Origin of the sequence: Desulfosporosinus fructosivorans (assembly GCF_004766045.1) — a bacterium.
GTDB classification, from domain to species: domain Bacteria; phylum Bacillota; class Desulfitobacteriia; order Desulfitobacteriales; family Desulfitobacteriaceae; genus Desulfosporosinus; species Desulfosporosinus fructosivorans.
The window spans coordinates 624,083-641,110 of record NZ_SPQQ01000002.1 but is presented as its reverse complement, the minus strand read 5'-3'; the positions used below and the strand labels follow the sequence as shown (position 1 = coordinate 641,110).

17 protein-coding genes are annotated in these 17,028 nt (G+C 44.7%); 15 read left to right on the top strand and 2 right to left on the bottom strand.

Annotated features, from left to right (window positions below):
* Position 1 precedes the first annotated feature (1 nt).
* Both E4K67_RS07165 and E4K67_RS07160 read left to right on the top strand, forming a co-directional pair.
* Entirely contained in the window at positions 2-1,531 is a 1,530-nt protein-coding gene (locus E4K67_RS07165) for a polysaccharide deacetylase family protein (protein ID WP_135545721.1), read from the top strand.
* 79 nt (positions 1,532-1,610) lie between these two features.
* Positions 1,611-2,069 (top strand): GNAT family N-acetyltransferase, encoded by a 459-nt coding sequence (locus E4K67_RS07160; RefSeq protein ID WP_135545720.1) that lies wholly within the window; start codon positions 1,611-1,613, stop codon positions 2,067-2,069.
* A 222-nt stretch (positions 2,070-2,291) separates the two neighbouring features.
* Here the strand turns inward: E4K67_RS07160 and E4K67_RS07155 are convergent, their stop codons facing one another.
* Positions 2,292-2,702, bottom strand: a complete 411-nt coding sequence (locus E4K67_RS07155; RefSeq protein WP_135545719.1) for a peptide deformylase — start codon at positions 2,700-2,702, stop codon at positions 2,292-2,294.
* A gap of 591 nt (positions 2,703-3,293) precedes the next feature.
* On the opposite strand from E4K67_RS07155, the gene E4K67_RS30530 reads away from it, so the two are divergent.
* From E4K67_RS30530 to E4K67_RS07120, 6 genes are all read left to right on the top strand, one after another.
* Positions 3,294-3,389: a hypothetical protein gene (locus E4K67_RS30530; RefSeq protein WP_243454356.1), complete on the top strand. Its 96-nt coding sequence runs from the start codon at positions 3,294-3,296 to the stop codon at positions 3,387-3,389.
* A 303-nt stretch (positions 3,390-3,692) separates the two neighbouring features.
* A complete protein-coding gene (locus tag E4K67_RS07145) occupies positions 3,693-4,205 on the top strand; it encodes a flavodoxin (RefSeq protein ID WP_135545718.1) in 513 nt (170 codons plus the stop codon).
* A 50-nt stretch (positions 4,206-4,255) separates the two neighbouring features.
* Positions 4,256-5,245 (top strand): aldo/keto reductase, encoded by a 990-nt coding sequence (locus E4K67_RS07140; RefSeq protein ID WP_135545717.1) that lies wholly within the window; start codon positions 4,256-4,258, stop codon positions 5,243-5,245.
* Between the two features lie 24 nt (positions 5,246-5,269).
* Positions 5,270-5,905, top strand: coding sequence for a flavodoxin family protein (locus E4K67_RS07135; RefSeq protein WP_135545716.1), 636 nt, complete (start codon positions 5,270-5,272; stop codon positions 5,903-5,905).
* 68 nt (positions 5,906-5,973) lie between these two features.
* Positions 5,974-6,378 (top strand): cupin domain-containing protein, encoded by a 405-nt coding sequence (locus tag E4K67_RS07130; RefSeq protein ID WP_135545715.1) that lies wholly within the window; start codon positions 5,974-5,976, stop codon positions 6,376-6,378.
* A 402-nt stretch (positions 6,379-6,780) separates the two neighbouring features.
* Entirely contained in the window at positions 6,781-7,665 is an 885-nt protein-coding gene (locus tag E4K67_RS07120) for a DUF362 domain-containing protein (RefSeq protein WP_338031843.1), read from the top strand.
* A gap of 160 nt (positions 7,666-7,825) precedes the next feature.
* Here the strand turns inward: E4K67_RS07120 and E4K67_RS07115 are convergent, their stop codons facing one another.
* On the bottom strand, positions 7,826-9,508 hold the full coding sequence (locus tag E4K67_RS07115; RefSeq protein WP_135545714.1) for a sensor histidine kinase: 1,683 nt from the start codon (positions 9,506-9,508) through the stop codon (positions 7,826-7,828).
* 113 nt (positions 9,509-9,621) lie between these two features.
* Here E4K67_RS07115 and E4K67_RS07110 point away from each other — a divergent pair, with 113 nt between their 5' ends.
* The 7 genes from E4K67_RS07110 to E4K67_RS07085 all read left to right on the top strand — a co-directional run bounded on the left by E4K67_RS07110 (position 9,622) and on the right by E4K67_RS07085 (position 16,772).
* Positions 9,622-10,704, top strand: a complete 1,083-nt coding sequence (locus E4K67_RS07110) for a helix-turn-helix domain-containing protein (protein WP_135545713.1) — start codon at positions 9,622-9,624, stop codon at positions 10,702-10,704.
* Positions 10,705-11,434: 730 nt separating this feature from the next.
* Complete coding sequence (locus E4K67_RS07105) at positions 11,435-12,283, top strand: DUF362 domain-containing protein (RefSeq protein ID WP_338031849.1); 849 nt, start codon at positions 11,435-11,437, stop codon at positions 12,281-12,283.
* Entirely contained in the window at positions 12,283-13,197 is a 915-nt protein-coding gene (locus tag E4K67_RS07100; protein ID WP_338031848.1) for a permease, read from the top strand. The genes E4K67_RS07105 and E4K67_RS07100 overlap by 1 nt, the downstream gene beginning before the upstream one ends.
* Positions 13,184-13,312 carry a hypothetical protein gene (locus E4K67_RS31050; RefSeq protein ID WP_274594837.1) on the top strand — a complete coding sequence of 43 codons (129 nt, stop codon included), beginning with the start codon at positions 13,184-13,186 and terminating at the stop codon, positions 13,310-13,312. The genes E4K67_RS07100 and E4K67_RS31050 overlap by 14 nt, the downstream gene beginning before the upstream one ends.
* A gap of 154 nt (positions 13,313-13,466) precedes the next feature.
* The gene (locus E4K67_RS07095; RefSeq protein WP_135545712.1) at positions 13,467-14,135 is read left to right on the top strand and encodes a flavodoxin; all 669 of its coding nucleotides are present in this window, start codon (positions 13,467-13,469) and stop codon (positions 14,133-14,135) included.
* Positions 14,135-14,824, top strand: coding sequence for a DUF4405 domain-containing protein (locus E4K67_RS07090; RefSeq protein ID WP_135545711.1), 690 nt, complete (start codon positions 14,135-14,137; stop codon positions 14,822-14,824). The genes E4K67_RS07095 and E4K67_RS07090 overlap by 1 nt, the downstream gene beginning before the upstream one ends.
* Positions 14,825-15,326: 502 nt before the next feature.
* Positions 15,327-16,772 (top strand): sigma-54 interaction domain-containing protein, encoded by a 1,446-nt coding sequence (locus E4K67_RS07085; protein ID WP_135545710.1) that lies wholly within the window; start codon positions 15,327-15,329, stop codon positions 16,770-16,772.
* Positions 16,773-17,028: the final 256 nt, after the last annotated feature.

Here is a 17,028-nt window from a genome sequence, read left to right as displayed (position 1 = left end):
CTTGCAAACAAAACTGAACCTTGCCGCACATAAGACAATTATCATAGCTCTCCTGGCATTTGTTGTATTGACAGGTATTACCGTGCCAATCGTGTATAACCAATACGTATTACAGAATCAAAGCCCTTCGCAGACAGAACCGGATGCGCTGCAGGAACAGGAGCAAAAGTCCCAGCAAGCCATAAAGGATAAGCAAATTGAAGATGAAGCTCGGGCGATTCAGTCTGAGGCTGACCGGGACAGTCTCGATAAGGGGAATACAGCCTATGCCGCTAAGGAGTATTTAAAGGCTATAGAATGGTACAAGAAAATTACCTCAAAAAATGCTGCAGATTATCAGACTGCCCAAGAGCAGATTAAGAAGTTGACAACGGAGATGTACTCTTATTATTTAGCTCAAGCAGAGGTCGTAAGCAAAGAGGGTGATTATCAGGAAGCGATCAGACTCCTAAACGGTATGTCAGCATATTACCCGGATGATGCACAAATAAAAAGCGACCTTCATAAGTATCAGGTAGCTCAGGAAGCACCGGCAACTGAGAAAGCAGAGCTTGGGTTGGTTCCTTATAATGGACCGATAGAGCATATTTTTTTCCATCCGCTGCTGGCTTATCCGGCCCTGACCTTTGATGGAGATGCGGATTCCAATGGATTTAATCAGTATTTTGTGACTGTGAGTGAATTCAAGAAGATTTTCGACCAAATCTATGCCAACAATTATATTCTGATTGATTTCAAGGCTTTGTATGATGAGAAAGTAGAGAACGGGAAAACGGTCTTGGTGCATAAAGAGCTAAAGCTTCCTCCCAACAAGAAACCGCTCATCATGTCAGTCGATGATGTTAATTACCCGGATTATAAATCAACGAATGGGACGATTAGTAAACTCATTCTGGATTCTGAGGGTAAGGTGGCGACTTATTCCGTATCCCCGAGCGGAGAGAAAGTCACATCTCATGATAATGAAGTTATCCCGATTATCGATGCCTTTGTCGCTAAGCATCCCGACTTTTCCTTCCAGGGAGCCAAGGGGATTCTGGCGTTTACCGGTTATTACGGGATTTTAGGTTATAACACCCAGGACTTGGATTCCCCTTCTTATCAGGAAGAACGGCAGTCTGCTTTAGCGATTATCGAACGACTAAGAGCAACCGGCTGGACGTTTGCCTCCCACGGCTACAGCCATCTGGATGCCCGGACGGAGTCTTATCAAAGTCTGGAGAAAGACACACTGCGTTGGAAAAAAGAAGTGGGATCGCTGATCGGCCCAACCAATATCTATGTTTATCCGTTTGGCAGCTCGGTGTTGCCTGGGAATCCCAAATTTCAGTTCCTGCTCGATCAAGGGTTCAATATTCTCTGTTCGGTGGGCCCCACACCCTATCTGAAAGATTCTACAGATTATATGATGATGGACAGGAGGCATATTGACGGGATCGCACTTTATAACCAGGAAGCAATTCTAAAGAATCTTTTTGATGCCAAGTCTGTCATAGACTCAGTTCGCCCTCCGTTAAAGGCGGGGTCTTAAATTGAACGTATTTATCCTTATGATACTTTAAGAAACTATTTAGTAGCATTATACGAAGTAAGGATAGGGGGAGTAGGATTTGGCTATAGAAATAAGAGCTGCGACATATGCCGATGTTTTTAAAATTGTAGATTGCAGAATGGAATTTCTCTTTGAGATTTATGGAAGTGAGATGACCTGTGAATTTAGAGTAGCAACTATTGAATATCTTGAAAAACACATCAATAGTGATTCGATGGTGTGTTATCTTGCAATAGAAGACGGTGAGATAATTTCAATAGTAATATTATGCGTATATTACTTAATTCCAAAATTGCATAACCATATGGGTAAAGTAGGCTATATTTTTAGTGTATACACGCTTAAAGAATATCGAGGTCAAGGATTGGCTAAAGAACTAATGAGTAGAACAATTGAGACAGCTAAGAGAATCGGAGTTAAAGAGATTTATTTAAACGGAGAAGAAAAAGCAATTCCTATGTACAAAAAACTGGGATTTGAATGCGTTGAAAAGGAAATGGTTTTAAAGCTTGAGTAACAAAATGAGCATTCCAATAAATTATTATTGATTAAAAATATATTATTTATTGTAATATGATAATATTGTTTAATATTCGTGGTTTTGCTTGTTGTTCCCAAGAAATAAAACCAAGTCTCAGACTTGGCTTAAGATAGATAATGTGCTGCTCAAATTGAAATATGAGTAGCACATTATGCTTATGGTCGCGTTCTAATAAACGTGAATAACATCTTACTACGCTCAGATTAGGATTCCGTCGCAGTGATCGATCTCATGCTGAATGATCTGCGCAGCAAGGCCGGTAAAGTTCTGCTTCTGTTGCTTGAAGTTCCGGTCGAAGAACTCTACCTCAATGGACTGATAACGGGTAGTTTTTCGTACGCCGTCCAGTGACAGGCAGCCTTCCTCAGTTTCATACGGGCGGGCACGCTTTGTGATGACCGGATTGATCATGGGTATGTTCATTGGCCCGACGCTGAATGCGATGATGCGCTTATTGACACCGATCATGTCAGCCGCCATGCCGACACACCGATCTGCATTTGCTCGTAACGTATCCAGGAGGTCATCTAACACTGGCATATCCGCCTTGGTTGCCGGAACGGATTTCTGGCTTAAGATAATTATATCTTTACAAATTGGTCTAATCATACTACTCTCCTTGAGTGCTTTATTTATATATGGATAATGGACAGCAAGGCATATTGTTGGCTGACCGTCGTTCTTAGGATAATCCCGCTAATAAAAGTCAACCATAAATTTCAGGAAATATCAATATAATTATGAGTATAGCGAAGCGATTAAAGTAGCCTATGGTCGAAATGGACATTTCAATAAAAATGTACTAATAGGAACACCCCACTTGAATTCCTCAGTTAGCTGACAGTCAAGAATGATCATTCTCAATTTCTCTAATTCTTCCTGCCACCTTTTTGATTTACTTAAATATTCCTTTATGCCTTAAAAGAGGAACTTCTGAGAACGGGCCGAGCGGGATATCAAGAAGGGATTCTTTATGAGCTGTGGAGAGATGGCGTTCTAGACTGTTCACACCTTTACAGAAATCATTTGGAGAACCGGGCGGCACGATCACGTTGAAGCAGATCTCCGGTAAGGACAGTGTCACCGTATCCGTTACCGGGCGCGGGATGAGTAAAGACGCAATGGAGCACATCTTCGACAAGTTCTATCAGGAAGGAAGATACGACCCACTCCAATGAGGGTAACGGGTTAGGACTTGCTTTGGTCAGGCAGGCGATCAAGCTTTTAGACGGTAGGATAACGGTCACTAGCGAACCGGGAAAAGGATCGGTCTTCACAGTGAAACTGAAAATATGATAGAGACCAGCAACGATAGACAGCTTTCCAAATGGAGAGCTGTTTTTTTACAAATTAATATTTCTCAAACATTTCTCAAGCAATTTGTAAATATTTCGGCGGTAAGCTAAGTACATCAAATGGAAAAAAATCCAATTCAGAGAAAAGAGGTTTCTATAATGGATGAAATGATGAAGAAAGGTTCTTTTAAAAGGTTAAATCACGTAAAAACCTCTTGACTTGGAGTCGACTCCAGGTGATACCCTATTATGGATAAGTCTAAAGAATACTTAAAGCTAAGCAATACTAAAAGGAGCAATTTTTATGAGCAGTAAAATTCTAATTGCCTATTTTTCCAGGGAAGGGAAAAACTATAGCGGTGGCAAGATTGTGGATCTGCCTGTTGGCAATACGGAAGTTGCAGCGAAGATGATTGAAAAGCTGACTAACGGCGAACTGTTCAAGATCGACCCGATAAAAAAATACTCGCCTGATTATAATACCTGCACCGACGAGGCCAAAGACGAACTGGACAAAAACTTAAGGCCAGAGCTTACAGCATACCCGGACAATCTCAACGGTTATGACACGATCATCCTCGGCTATCCAAACTGGTGGGGCACAATGCCAATGCCAGTCTGGACATTCCTCGAAAAGTACGACTTTTCCGGCAAGACCATCCTTCCTCTCTGTACTCATGAGGGCAGCGGCATGGGGCACAGCGAGAGCGATATCCAAAAGCTTTGTCCCGGTGCCAAGGTGGAAAAAGGTCTAGCGATTCGCGGCGGCAGTGTAAAAAACGCGGAAAATGATCTTGCCGCATGGCTAAAAAACTGAATAAATAGTGATTACGAAATGAGCTAAATAAACCGAAGGGGGACAATCCCATGAAAAAACGAGGATTAGGAAACAGCGGTCTTGAGGTTTCCGCCATTGGCTTGGGCTGCATGGGTATGAGCCATGGCTATGGCCCGGCATCCGATAAAAAAGAAATGATTTCGCTGATCCATAGAGCGTTCGACTGTGGCGTTACTTTCTTTGATACAGCAGAAGTCTATGGGCCATATGCCAATGAGGAATTGGTAGGCGAGGCTCTTGCCCCGTTCAAGGGAAAGGTCGTTATTGCCACCAAATTCGGTATTCAGGAGGTGGGCGGCAAGCAGATACTTGACAGTCAGCCGGAGCATATCCGGCAATCGGTCGAAGGCTCGCTCAAACGTCTGAGAGTGGATACCATTGATCTGTATTATCAGCATCGTGTCGACCCCAATGTGCCGACTGAGGAAGTGGCGGTCGTAGTACAGGATCTGATCCGGGAAGGCAAGGTCAGGTATTGGGGGCTTTCCGAAGCAGGTGTTGAGACTATCCGCCGCGCCCACGCCATTCAACCCCTCACCGCAGTTCAAAGCGAATATTCGATGATGTGGAGGCAGCCTGAAGAAGAACTGCTGCCTGCGCTGGAGGAACTTGGGATAGGCTTTGTCCCGTTCAGTCCGCTGGGCAAGGGATTTCTGACCGGAACCATTGAAAAAAATGCCACCTTCGGCAGTTCCGACTTCCGCAGCATCGTTCCCCGATTTAACCCGGAGAATCTTGAGGCCAATCAAGCCCTGATCAACCTGATCAAGGAGGTTGCAGCCGGTAAAAACGCCACGTCGGCCCAGATAGCCCTAGCCTGGGTGCTTGCTCAGAAACCGTGGATCGTTCCCATCCCCGGCACGCGGAAGCTGGAGCGTCTGCAAGAAAACCTGGACGCAGCGGACGTTGAGCTGACAGCCGGAGAACTGCGCGCTTTAAACGTCGCGCTCTCGGAAATCAAGATCTCAGGAGATCGCTATCCGGCGGGTTCTGATTATGCAAAAAGAGCGGGCAAGTAACAGAAGAAAAGGAGACAAATAAGTATGAACGTATTATTGGTAAATGGTAGTCCCCATGAGAAGGGCTGTACCTATACAGCCCTTTCGGAAGTAGCGCAGACGTTGAACGAAGAAGGTATCGGCACAGAAATCTTCTGGATTGGGACAAAACCCCTTGCCGGATGTATTTCCTGCAAGACCTGCGCTAAAATCGGGCGTTGTGCATTTCCTGACCGGGTCAATGAATTCCTCGATATCGCCAAGGACGCTGACGGGTTTGTATTCGGTTCGCCTGTCCATTATGGATCGGCGGGAGGCGCCGTAACTTCTTTTATGGACCGTGTTTTCTATACGGATCGCTGCTCAGGCCGTCAAAGCTTTTACTTAAAGCCGGCAGCCGGTGTTATATCCGCCAGAAGAGCGGGCACAACCGCCACATTTGACCAGCTGAATAAATATTTCACCTTATCGGAAATGCCCGTTATTTCTTCCCGTTATTGGAACATGGTGCATGGAGCAACGCCGGAAGATGTGGAAAAAGATCTGGAAGGCTTGCAGACCATGCGTATTCTTGCCCGCAATATGGCCTGGTTTTTAAAATGTAAAGAGGCCGGCATCAAGGCTGGCGTCCCCTTCCCCGCGCGTGAGGAGACAATCTATACGAACTTTATACGGGAATAGACGCTGCCCTCAGATGCCTTAAATGAGACGTGTGTCAATGACGCTTGCAAGTAAAGGAGAACTAGATAATGAACAATGAAAGAAACGAACTTTTTAAGACGGGTGCTCCGCTGCCTGAAATGTATGCCAAATACTTTATGGGGCAGGCTTATTTGCAGCCGCTGACCGACAAGGGCGGCCCCATTGCTAATGTGACCTTTGAGCCGGGCTGCCGTAATAACTGGCATATCCACCACAAAGGCGGACAGATTTTGCTCTGCACCGAGGGGCGTGGCTGGTATCAAGCATGGGGAGAGGAACCACAAGAACTGCACCCCGGTGATGTGGTCAACATCCCGCCTGAGATCAAGCACTGGCATGGCGCGGCAAAAGACAGCTGGTTTGCCCATCTCGCAGTGGAGATTCCTGCCGAAGGTGCTTCCAACGAATGGCTGGAACCGATGAATGATGAAGCTTACGACAAGCTGAAATGAACAGGAGGTGTGCCATGGACAGACCGTATATCATATGCCACATGGTGACATCGTTGGACGGAAAGGTCACCGGGGACTTTTTAGGAAGAGATGCTCACTATGGTATTAAAGGGATTAAGCCCCTGACGCCAGAGGACGTAGAGAACATCGTCAGGATGTGCCGGTAAGGAGGCATAACGCCGACGAGCTTGCCAAGCTGAATGATATTATCTCGACCATACCTGTGTCAGGGAACGGTATTCTTGCCGCTTCCACTGATTTTCCGGTAGGAGAATAGCTTACCGGCTACCAAAGAATAAAAAAGAGGTTACGATCATGTCAATATTCTCTGCTGTTAAAACGTTTTTTGGGTAAAAGCGCCTTGAAGTTACTACGTATTTAAAATGATGAAAGGAGTAGATAATGATGGAAAAATCCAAAGTATACTACACTAAGGAGATTACGCCTGAAAGTCTGATCAGGATTTACAATGCTATGGGCATTACTTTAAATGGCAGGGTGGCAGTCAAGATTTCCACAGGAGAACCGGGCGGTCATAATTTTTTGAATCCAAATCTGATCAAGGATCTGGTAACCGAGCTGAAGGGTACCATTGTGGAGTGTAATACAGCCTATCCCGGCAGGAGAAATACGACAGAGGAACATTGGAAAGCCATTGAAGAACATGGGTACAAGGCTATAGCTCCCTGCGACATTATGGATGAGAGTGGTGAAATACCGATTCCTGTCGCAAATGGAAAGCATCTGAAAGAAAACTATGTCGGAGCACATTTGAAAAATTACGATTCCATGCTGATACTGTCCCATTTTAAAGGGCACGCCATGGGCGGCTTTGGCGGTGCGCTGAAAAACATGTCCATCGGGGTGGCCTCGTCTCGTGGAAAGATATGGATACACACCTCTGCGACGAGTGAAGCATTCGAAGATGCGTTTACGGCCGACCATGATTCGTTTTTGGAGTCTATGGCTGACGCAGATCAATCGGTCATGAATTATATGGGCAGCAAAAACATCGTGTATATCAACGTGGCTAACAAATTGTCGGTGGATTGCGACTGCGATGCCAACCCCCACGACCCTGAAATGGCTGACATCGGAATATTCTCCTCTACAGACCCTGTGGCGCTTGATCAAGCCTGCGTAGATGCGGTTTATCATTCCCCGGATGAAGGAAAAGCAGCGCTGATTGAGAGAATGGAATCCCTCAATGGCATCCACACCGTGGAAACCGCTACGGAACTGGGACTTGGCTTCCGGGAATATAAACTCGTTTCGATTGAAGAGTAATGAAAAAGACCTGGACATTACGCCTTCTCCATGGTGGAAGTTTTGATCCAAGGGATAATTGAATTGGAACTTTCTGCCTAAAGGTAGGAGAACAGGATAAAACAACTTGACTTGGAGTTAACTCAAAGTGATATCCTTGGTAAATTACTTAACAGGAAGCTTATAACGTAATCACGACCTTCGCCCCGCTTCCGGGGATATTTTCCACTTGCATTGTTGCTGCGTCCCCATAAATCAGTCCCAGCACCGCGCTGATATTTTGCAGGCCGAAGCCCAATGCCGATTGATCGGTCCGGGGGTCGTTTAGGGCAGAGATAACCGTCGCGGGAAAACCGCCGCCGTTATCCTCCACGCTGATCTGGATACCGATTTTGTCATCCTTCTGCGTTTCAAGGCACTGTACAAAAATGCTGATACCCGTTTCTTCATTCATTCCATGTTTGACGCTGTTTTCCACCAGCGTCTGAATGAGCATAGAAGGTATCTGAAAATCACGCACGTTATTATCTATATCCGACACGAAAAAAACCTGATCAGGAAACCTGAATTCCTGCATGGAAATGTAATACTTCACCTGCTCAAGCTCATCGTACAGACTCACCAGCGTAAAATCGGTGCGGAACATATACCGCGCAAAGCTGGAGAAATCGGAGATAAAGCGATTCAGATCTTCTGTTTTTCCCTGCTTGGCAAGGTTCTGGATGGTGGTCAGGCAGTTCAGAATAAAATGAGGCTTGATCTGTGTCTGATAGAAGCGCAGTTCGGCCTGCTGCTTGTGGATGAGCTGTTCATAATTTTCGATCTTGAGGTTTTCGATCTGGTCGGTCATACGGTTGAAGGTATCATAGATATCTACAAACTCCTGGGCCTCGTTTTGCGGTATGAGATGTTGATCGAACTTTGCCTGGCGAACCTTTTCAATGGCGCTGCCTACTTTTTCAAGGGGCTGGAGTACATCCTTGCGAAAACCGACGATAATGCCGATTAGCGTAAAAACAGATACCCCCAGCAGGGCAAGGGATACCGACTTAGCCCAGCTGATGCCGCTTTGGATCTCCGCGTCGCAGGCGATCATCATCAGACGGAATGGACCAACCTTGGATTCGGCTCCGCTAACGATGATATTTCCATTAACGCCCGTCATGTAATAGCTGGAAAGATCACCGGTCAAGTCAATTCCCTCGCCGTATTCATTTGGCAGGGTGGTCATCACCACGTAACCGCTGTGCTTGGCCAGGACAAATTTCTTTTCCGTATCCAAAGCGAAGGGCATGGAGGAAAGGAGGGTCTGCGGCTTGACCACGGCACCCAGCACAATGTCGTCCAGCATGATAACGCTGCCAAGGACGCATTCACTGTCCGTAATTGGCAGGGCAATCCATTCCGTAGCGAAAGGCTTGCGGTATTGAGCGATGTTTTTGGCTAATTGGACGAATGCTTGGTATTCCTCGAAGGTTACATTCTCACTGGATGTTATGGCGGAGTATGGGTACTTAGTTGAAATGATGAATGCTATATCCAAAGTGGGGTGAAGCGCCACCGCTTCCTGTAAAAGTTCGGAGTAATACTGTTGTTCCCGCTCTCGCTCTGAGGCGTCGTCGCTGGATAGCTTGGCGAGATGTTGTGTATCTTTCGACAGGTTGACGAGCCAGCGACGCAGGTCGAAGAGCGTGGCGTCGATCTCCCGCATATAGACGGCGGAAAATTCGCTGCCTGAGGAAGCCGCCTGATCCCGCAGCACATCAGTAATTTTGAAATTGTATAGGTTGATAAAAATCACCAGCGGCAACAGGATGAGCAGTAGCTTTGGTATAAATTTTTTCCGCAGAGTTTGCTTCTTCATAATAAAACCTCCGATATACCGATGAGCTTTGTATTCTTTGTATGATAAATATTAAATTTTTTCGTCTCGTAAAATCATATCGGATATAAAAAACGACAAAGGGGGTGACCGTTTTGCAGGTTCTTATTCTAGAGGACGACCGTACCATGATGCAATCCCTGCTGGAGGATATTCCCTGGAGCAGCTTCGGTATCGACCGGCAAGTGACCGCCCGCAGCGTGCTGGAGGGCTGCCGTCTGCTGGAAGAAACTAAGGTGGATCTGATGCTCTGCGACATTGAGGTCATCAAAGGCACCGGCATCGACCTTCTGCGTTGGGCACGGGAGCACGGCTATACGGCGGAATGCATTTTTCTGACAAACTATGCGAACTTTGAATATGCCAAGGAGGCTGTCCGGTTAGGCAGCACCGATTATATTATGAAAACGGAGCCGGCTGCAGCGTTGGAAGCAGCTATCCGCCGCTCTGTGAGACGCATCGATCCGCAGCTTCTTTACGAGATACAGGAGCCGGAGCGGGCTGCTCTTTATCGCGAGAAAGACATCCCGGCGGCACTTTTCTCCTGTCTGGAAGAATGGGAGCAGTTTTTGCAGAACGGCGAGAAAATCAAGCTGGTCAACAGCATCAAGGACTACCTTGATAAAACAAAAGCCGCCGGTACAGTAAATGGCGGACTCCTGTTTGCCTTGCACCATGACCTGGTGCAGATGACCTATAAGGTACTTAAAAGCTGGGATATACAGGCCAGCGCTCTGTTTGTGAGCGAAAATGCCCGCCAGCTCTACCGAAACGCTTCGAATTCTATATTTGACCTGCTTAAATGGATTAATCAGTTTAGTGGGCAAGCCATTGAGCTTATCCGGGAAAGAAGCCGCGGCGAAACCCTGGCTGACAAGGTAAAAGCTTACATCACCGATCATTACAGCGAGAATATCAGCCGTCAAGAATTGGCCAATCTGCTGTTCGTTAACTCTGATTACCTTTCCCGCATCTTTAATAAGGAAGCTGGGATGCCAATTCCCGATTACATAACGCAGGCGCGGATGGAGGAAGCTAAACGCTTGCTGCACACTGATGCCACAGTCAGCGATATTGCTGCTCGTGTCGGCATCGATAACTTTTCCTATTTCTCAACCGTGTTTAAAAAATATACCGGAATGACTCCGATGGAATACCGCAGGGAAAACGGCAGCTGACTCGAAGCTACCGTTATTTTATCATTCAGCACGGGTAACAGCTTTCAATTTAACGGAGGGTTTTTTTGAAATACTGACATTTACCAAGAACAACATAACACATAGAGTTAACTCCAGGTCAACCTCTTCTTTGCTGAATTTTCCTTTGCCTACAGAATTGTATAGCGTATTGGCGTAGTATACTGTCGAGTTAATATGCTTTATTGAGTTGCCCTATAACGGGCATTTTTTTTGTATTAATCTGTAAGTGTAACTTTTCGTTGCATACTTTCAGAAGCTTAAGTGCAATTATGGCGACCGCCTGCGCTGGAGGCTGCAAGAAGGCTACGTGCGAAGACAGTGTCTTCAGGCGCAGCCAAGCTTATTTAGCAGAAAGTCAGAAAATCAAAAGACTTAATCAGCATTTTGAAAGCGCCATCCCAGCGCAATGCCTATACTAAAAAAGGGAGGCAACTCAAAGTGGTGCTCTATTCACTCTAAGATCGAGGAAAACAAGGTGTGTAGGCAGAGCATCTTGCTGAAAAATTAATAATTAAAGAAAAAAGGAGTGTTTGAAGTGAAGTTCAACCTGAATGTCCGCACAAGTGTCATCCTCATGGTTTCGGTACTGTTGCTTTTTCTTATGGCTGGATGTGGAATAATCGGCACCGGCGGAACGGAAAACAACTTACCGGCGACGGCTACTACTCCCGAAGCGTCAGGAACTGCCGGCGGAAAATCATCGGTCTATATGACTACAAGTATCAGCCCGGAGGGGTTGATGGCTGTCTACGAAGCCTTGAATTGGACGCCTACTGGGAAAGTGGCAGTTAAACTTAGCACGGGTGAGCCACCTAACAGCAACTACCTTGATCCAAATCTCATCAAAGACTTGGTGCAGTCGGTGGATGGCACGATTGTAGAATGTAATACAGCCTATGGTGGTTCCCGTGCTGAGACGGCGATGCATAGGCAAGTGGCTGAAGATCATGGATTTACAGCTATCGCAGATGTAGACATCATGGATGCGGAGGGTTCTTTGAGTTTACCAGTCGGAGGAGGCACTCATTTAACCGAGAATTTCGTTGGTTCGCATTTTGCAAACTATAACTCATTTCTCGTTTTGTCCCATTTTAAAGGTCATGCCATGGCCGGATTTGGAGGGGCGATCAAGAACATTTCCATTGGCATTGGATCTGCAGAAGGAAAATCTTGGATACACACAGCGGGCAATAGCAAAACTAGTCCCTGGGGCGGTGATCAGGATGCTTTCCTGGAGTCCATGGGTGATGCAGGTAAAGCAGTTTCCGACAGTTTGGGTCATGGAGATAACATCGTATACATCAATGTCATGAACAGACTGAGTGTAGACTGTGATTGTAATGGAAATCCAGCTGAACCGGATATGCATGATATAGGGATACTTGCCTCCACTGATCCTGTTGCCTTGGATCAAGCATGCATCGATTTTGTTTATAAAGCCGAGGAGGGGGGATCACTTATTGAACGCATTGAATCCCGCAACGGCCTACATACCTTGGAAAACGCGGAGCAGATTGGCCTTGGCAGCCGGACCTATAATCTGGTAAGTCTTGATTGATGATGATTGATACACTGGTCCATGTGTTCAGGCGTGAATTCATCTACCTATGGTATTACTCTACAGTAATGCTGGAGCAGATAGCCCCCTATTGGGCGGTCGGGATTATGCTAGGCTCTGTAATCTCTGTATTCGGTAAGGATAAGATCCACCAGCTGTTTTCTGCCATACAGAACAAAAGACTCGGTATATTTGGAGTGATCCCGGCAAGTTTGCTTGGGATCCTTTCTCCCCTTTGTATGTACGGAACCATTCCTATCGCCGCTTCGTTTTCTCAAAAGGGCATGAGAGATGACTGGCTGGCCGCGTTTATGATGAGCTCCATCCTGCTGAACCCTCAGCTTATTCTTTACAGCGCGGCTCTGGGCCGGACAGCGTTGATCATCCGCATTGTTTCTTGCCTTATCTGCGGCGTTGTGGCAGGACTTCTGGTAAGGTTCTTTTATCAAGGCAAGCAGTTTTTTGATTTTACCGGCTTCCAGGAGCCGACAAGCCGGGATACCCATCCGGATAGACTGATACGGCTTCTTAAAAATATCGGGCGGAATATTAAAGCCACCGGCGGCTATTTTCTGTTCGGCATCATGCTTTCCGCCTTGTTTCAGCGGTATGTGCCGGCCGAGGCTTTCGTGGGTCTTTTCGGAAGCCAGCAGGGATTCGGCGTGCTGATGGCGGCAACGATCGGCGTCCCTTTGTATGTCTGCGGCGGAGGAACCATTCCCTTGCTGATGGACTGGCTGTACCGCGGGATGAGCATGGGCGCGGCCGCGTCGTTCATGATAACCGGACCCGCAACCAAAATTACCAACCTTGGGGCCGTCAAAATCGTTCTTGGTGTCAGACGCTTTATCCTCTACCTGTTATTTATCATGCTGTTTGCCTTGGCAGCAGGGGTTATGATTGATTGCTTTTAATAGTGTCGACGGAGTGCTGGAACGTTCGTTGTGTGTATCATGCCCTAGGGCAGCTGAACTGATATTGCTGGATGAAAAGCCAATGCAGTTTGACAGCAGTGAAACCGTTGTCTGATTCTTAATGAATTTGGATTGCCTCAGAATGAGTGAACGGTGGCGTATTTTCCGACAAGCGCCTATTCTTACCCAAGACAGATATTGGTACAGTTTCATGGCTGGAATGATTGATTGACGAATAAAAGATGATGTTAAGAATATAGGAGGTAATCATGAAAAGAAGAAAGTTCATCGTAGGTGCCGGAGCCGGACTTGCGGCTCTAATGCTGGGCGGTTGCGGCTTTTTGCCCAAAGACAATGCTCAACAAAATGTTGCGCCGGCAGAAAAGGACAGTAACAAACTAACGGCAGAAGACAGTAATATACAAACGTCAGAAGAGAATAATACCCAAACTAGCGAAAAAGAGAAGAAAATCCTAATTGCCTATTTTTCTCACACAGGCCATACAAATACCTTTGCGGAAATCATCCAAAAAGAAGTTGGTAGTGATCTCTTTGCCATCGAACCACAAGATGCCTATCCTATCGACCACGATACAGTTGTACAACAGGCCAGAGGCGAAGTTGATTCTCAATATAAGCCAAAACTTAGCAATCAAATCCCGGATATACGTTCCTACGATATAATCTTTATCGGTACGCCTATTTGGTGGTATTCAGTGGCACCACCTGTAAGAACTTTTCTCACAGACTATGATTTGGCAGACAAAACCATCATTCCCTTCAGCACCCATAAAGGAAGTGGTCTCTCCGGTATCGACAAAACGATGCAAGAACTCCAACCAAAAACAAAGGTTTTAGAAGGATTGGCCATCTGGGATGATCAGGCAAAGGATAAACAGGCCGACATCGTCAGCTGGCTGCAGAGGCTAAACGTATAATGAGAAATATCATGAATCTCATGATGATACTATGTATCCTGGTTGTTTTGGATTATCCCTTTACCGCTAATGCCATCCATGAAATACTCGGCTTGTTCGTTGTGCTGTTATTCATTATCCACAACGCCCTGAGTCGCCATTGGTATACAGCAATCGGTAAAGGAAAAATGAACCTACTTCGTATACTAAGTACCATCACGAATGTGCTGCTTTTGGTCATGATGTTGCTGGTCACTGTAACCGGAGTTCTTATTTCACAAACAGTTTTTTCTGCCTTTCCATTGAGTCAAAAACTTTGGGTTCACCAGCTGCATGCGTTATCCGCTTACTTGGGCTTTATCCTTAGTGCAATACATCTAGGTTTCCGTTGGAATGCACTTTGGGGGGGAATAAGCCGCCGGCTTAGAATCGACTGCATGAACTTTCGCTATATCATTCTAAGCCGCATAGCCTTACTGCTTATTATCGGATATGGTATTTATGCTTCGTTTACACGTCATATTGGTTCCAAATTGCTTTTCCAGCATGGTTTTAACGATTGGAACACCACGCCTTCGCTGGTGGGCTTCGTATTCGATCATATGGCAATTATGGGCTGCTATGCTGCAATAACATATTTACTGACACAGATGCTGCAAAAACAGAATCACAGGCATCTTCCATGCTTATCCCATCCATGTCAAAAGTAAACGGTTTTGCCTAACGGCGCTGGGCGTGATGGGGGAATCTACCGCTGTATGTCAAGGTGGCAAAGCTGAAAAGTATAGTATAACCCCTCAGTCGTTGCGCCTGGGTCTTTTCCGGCGCCGATTGAGGGGTTTTCTTTGGTTGACATTTCGTAAATTTCAGCTCGTCCTCGATGGAGAATGATCATTGTTAATTTCTCTAATTCTTCCTGCCACTTTTTTGATTTGCTTAAATATTCCTTTATGCCTTAAAGGAGGAACTTCTGACAACGGGCCGAGCGGGATATCAAGAAGGGTTCTTTATGAGCTGTGGAGAGATGGCGTTCAAGGCTACTCACAAAGAAGTCTTTTCTCATGAAGAAAGGTGTGCTATTATCGAAGAAAGTAGAGAAGATTCTGTCTTCCCGCAACTTCCAGCATAGTCGAACACTTATGGGCTAGATTGGCATTAATTCTACTTGAGAAGTCTTAATGAATATCTATATCAAAAGGTGGTATTGTCTTTATGGGGGAGTATGAAAATAATTTAATTGAATTACCACTTAGAATAATTGAAATATTGGAAGATATTTGTATTCAGGTTGTGGATATAAGAGGCTGCACTATTTATTACTCAAAGGGGTGTGAAAAAATAGAGCAATATAAGAGGGAAGATATATTAGGCAAGAATATATGTGAAACTTATAGGATCGATGAAAATACTGAACTAAATGCTGATAACAGTGTTATACTCGGAGTATTACAAACAGGAAAGCCAGTTATAAATAAAGTAATGAGATTTATTACCCTAAAAGGCAAACTCGTAAATGTTGTTACTAGTGCCTACCCAATATTTTCAAACAATAAACTATTGGGTGCTATTGCCGTATTTAAAGATTTATCTCAAATAATTGAAATGTCATCTGCTATAACACAATTACAGGATGATCTGCTCTCGCTGAGGAAGATACAATCCAAAAACGGAACTCAATTTCATTTTGACGATATCATTGGATCAAGCACTGGTATTAAATCGACCATTGCCTTGGCTAAAAAGATTTCAGTTTGTTCTTCTTCAATACTTATTGTTGGTGCCACCGGAACTGGTAAAGAATTATTTGCTCAAAGCATACACAACTATGGTCCTGTATCTAATGGACCCTTCGTGGCTATTAACTGTAGTTCCATTCCCGAGACATTGCTTGAAAGCATACTCTTTGGCATAACTAAAGGTGCTTTCACCGGTGCTAACGATACCATTGGTCTTTTTGAACAAGCTAAAGATGGGACGTTATTCTTGGATGAACTGAATTCTACTAGTTTAGCATTCCAAGCATCGCTTCTTAGAGTATTGGAAACAAATAAGATCCGTAAAGTTGGGGGTAATAAAGAGATCGCAGTCAATGGTCGAATAATAAGTGCAACGAATATTAATCCTGTTGAAGCAATTAGAAAAAACCAATTAAGGTTAGATCTTTACTATAGACTTTCGGCTGTGACATTAGAAATCCCCACTTTGAGCATGCGACTTGATGATTTAGATGAGTTGGTAACTAGTTTTATTAAAACGAGTAATAAAATCATGAGGAAAAATATCCATGGGATTTCAGATGAAGTAATTATTATCCTAAAAAATTTTAACTGGCCCGGAAATATACGCCAGTTAAAGCATTGTATTGATTATGCAATGAATATGACTGAAAGAGACGATCTCCTAATAACCCCTAAACATCTGCCAAAATACATAGTAAATGATTCTAATACTAAAGGGACTCATAGAGTTCTCAAATACAATAGTTTAAAAGAAACATTAAAAGAGGTTGAGCGAGAACTAATAATGGAAGAAATTAAAAATAATAATGGTAATTTTAGCAGAGCAGCCAAAGAATTAAGAATCTCAAGACAAAATCTTCAGTATCGCTTAAAAGTCTTAAATATTTTAGACTATAATTACAACACTGCCGATGCGTGACAGTCCAACTGTCTGTTGAAGCTAACAACCCGAAATAAGTTAATTGAGAATGGGGACAACATGATAAAAGTTGTTCCCATTCTTTTTTTAGATAGGGCTTCCCATAAATCGGAGTGACTAGTGTTCTGAAATTATTAACTATACCGCTTAACGCTATTGCTCTTAAATAGTAGGACCTGTTAAACGATTAGTAATTTCTCAAAACGTAAAGGATTTTTGCATGCAAAAATCCTTTACGTTTTAGATTTGTATTGAA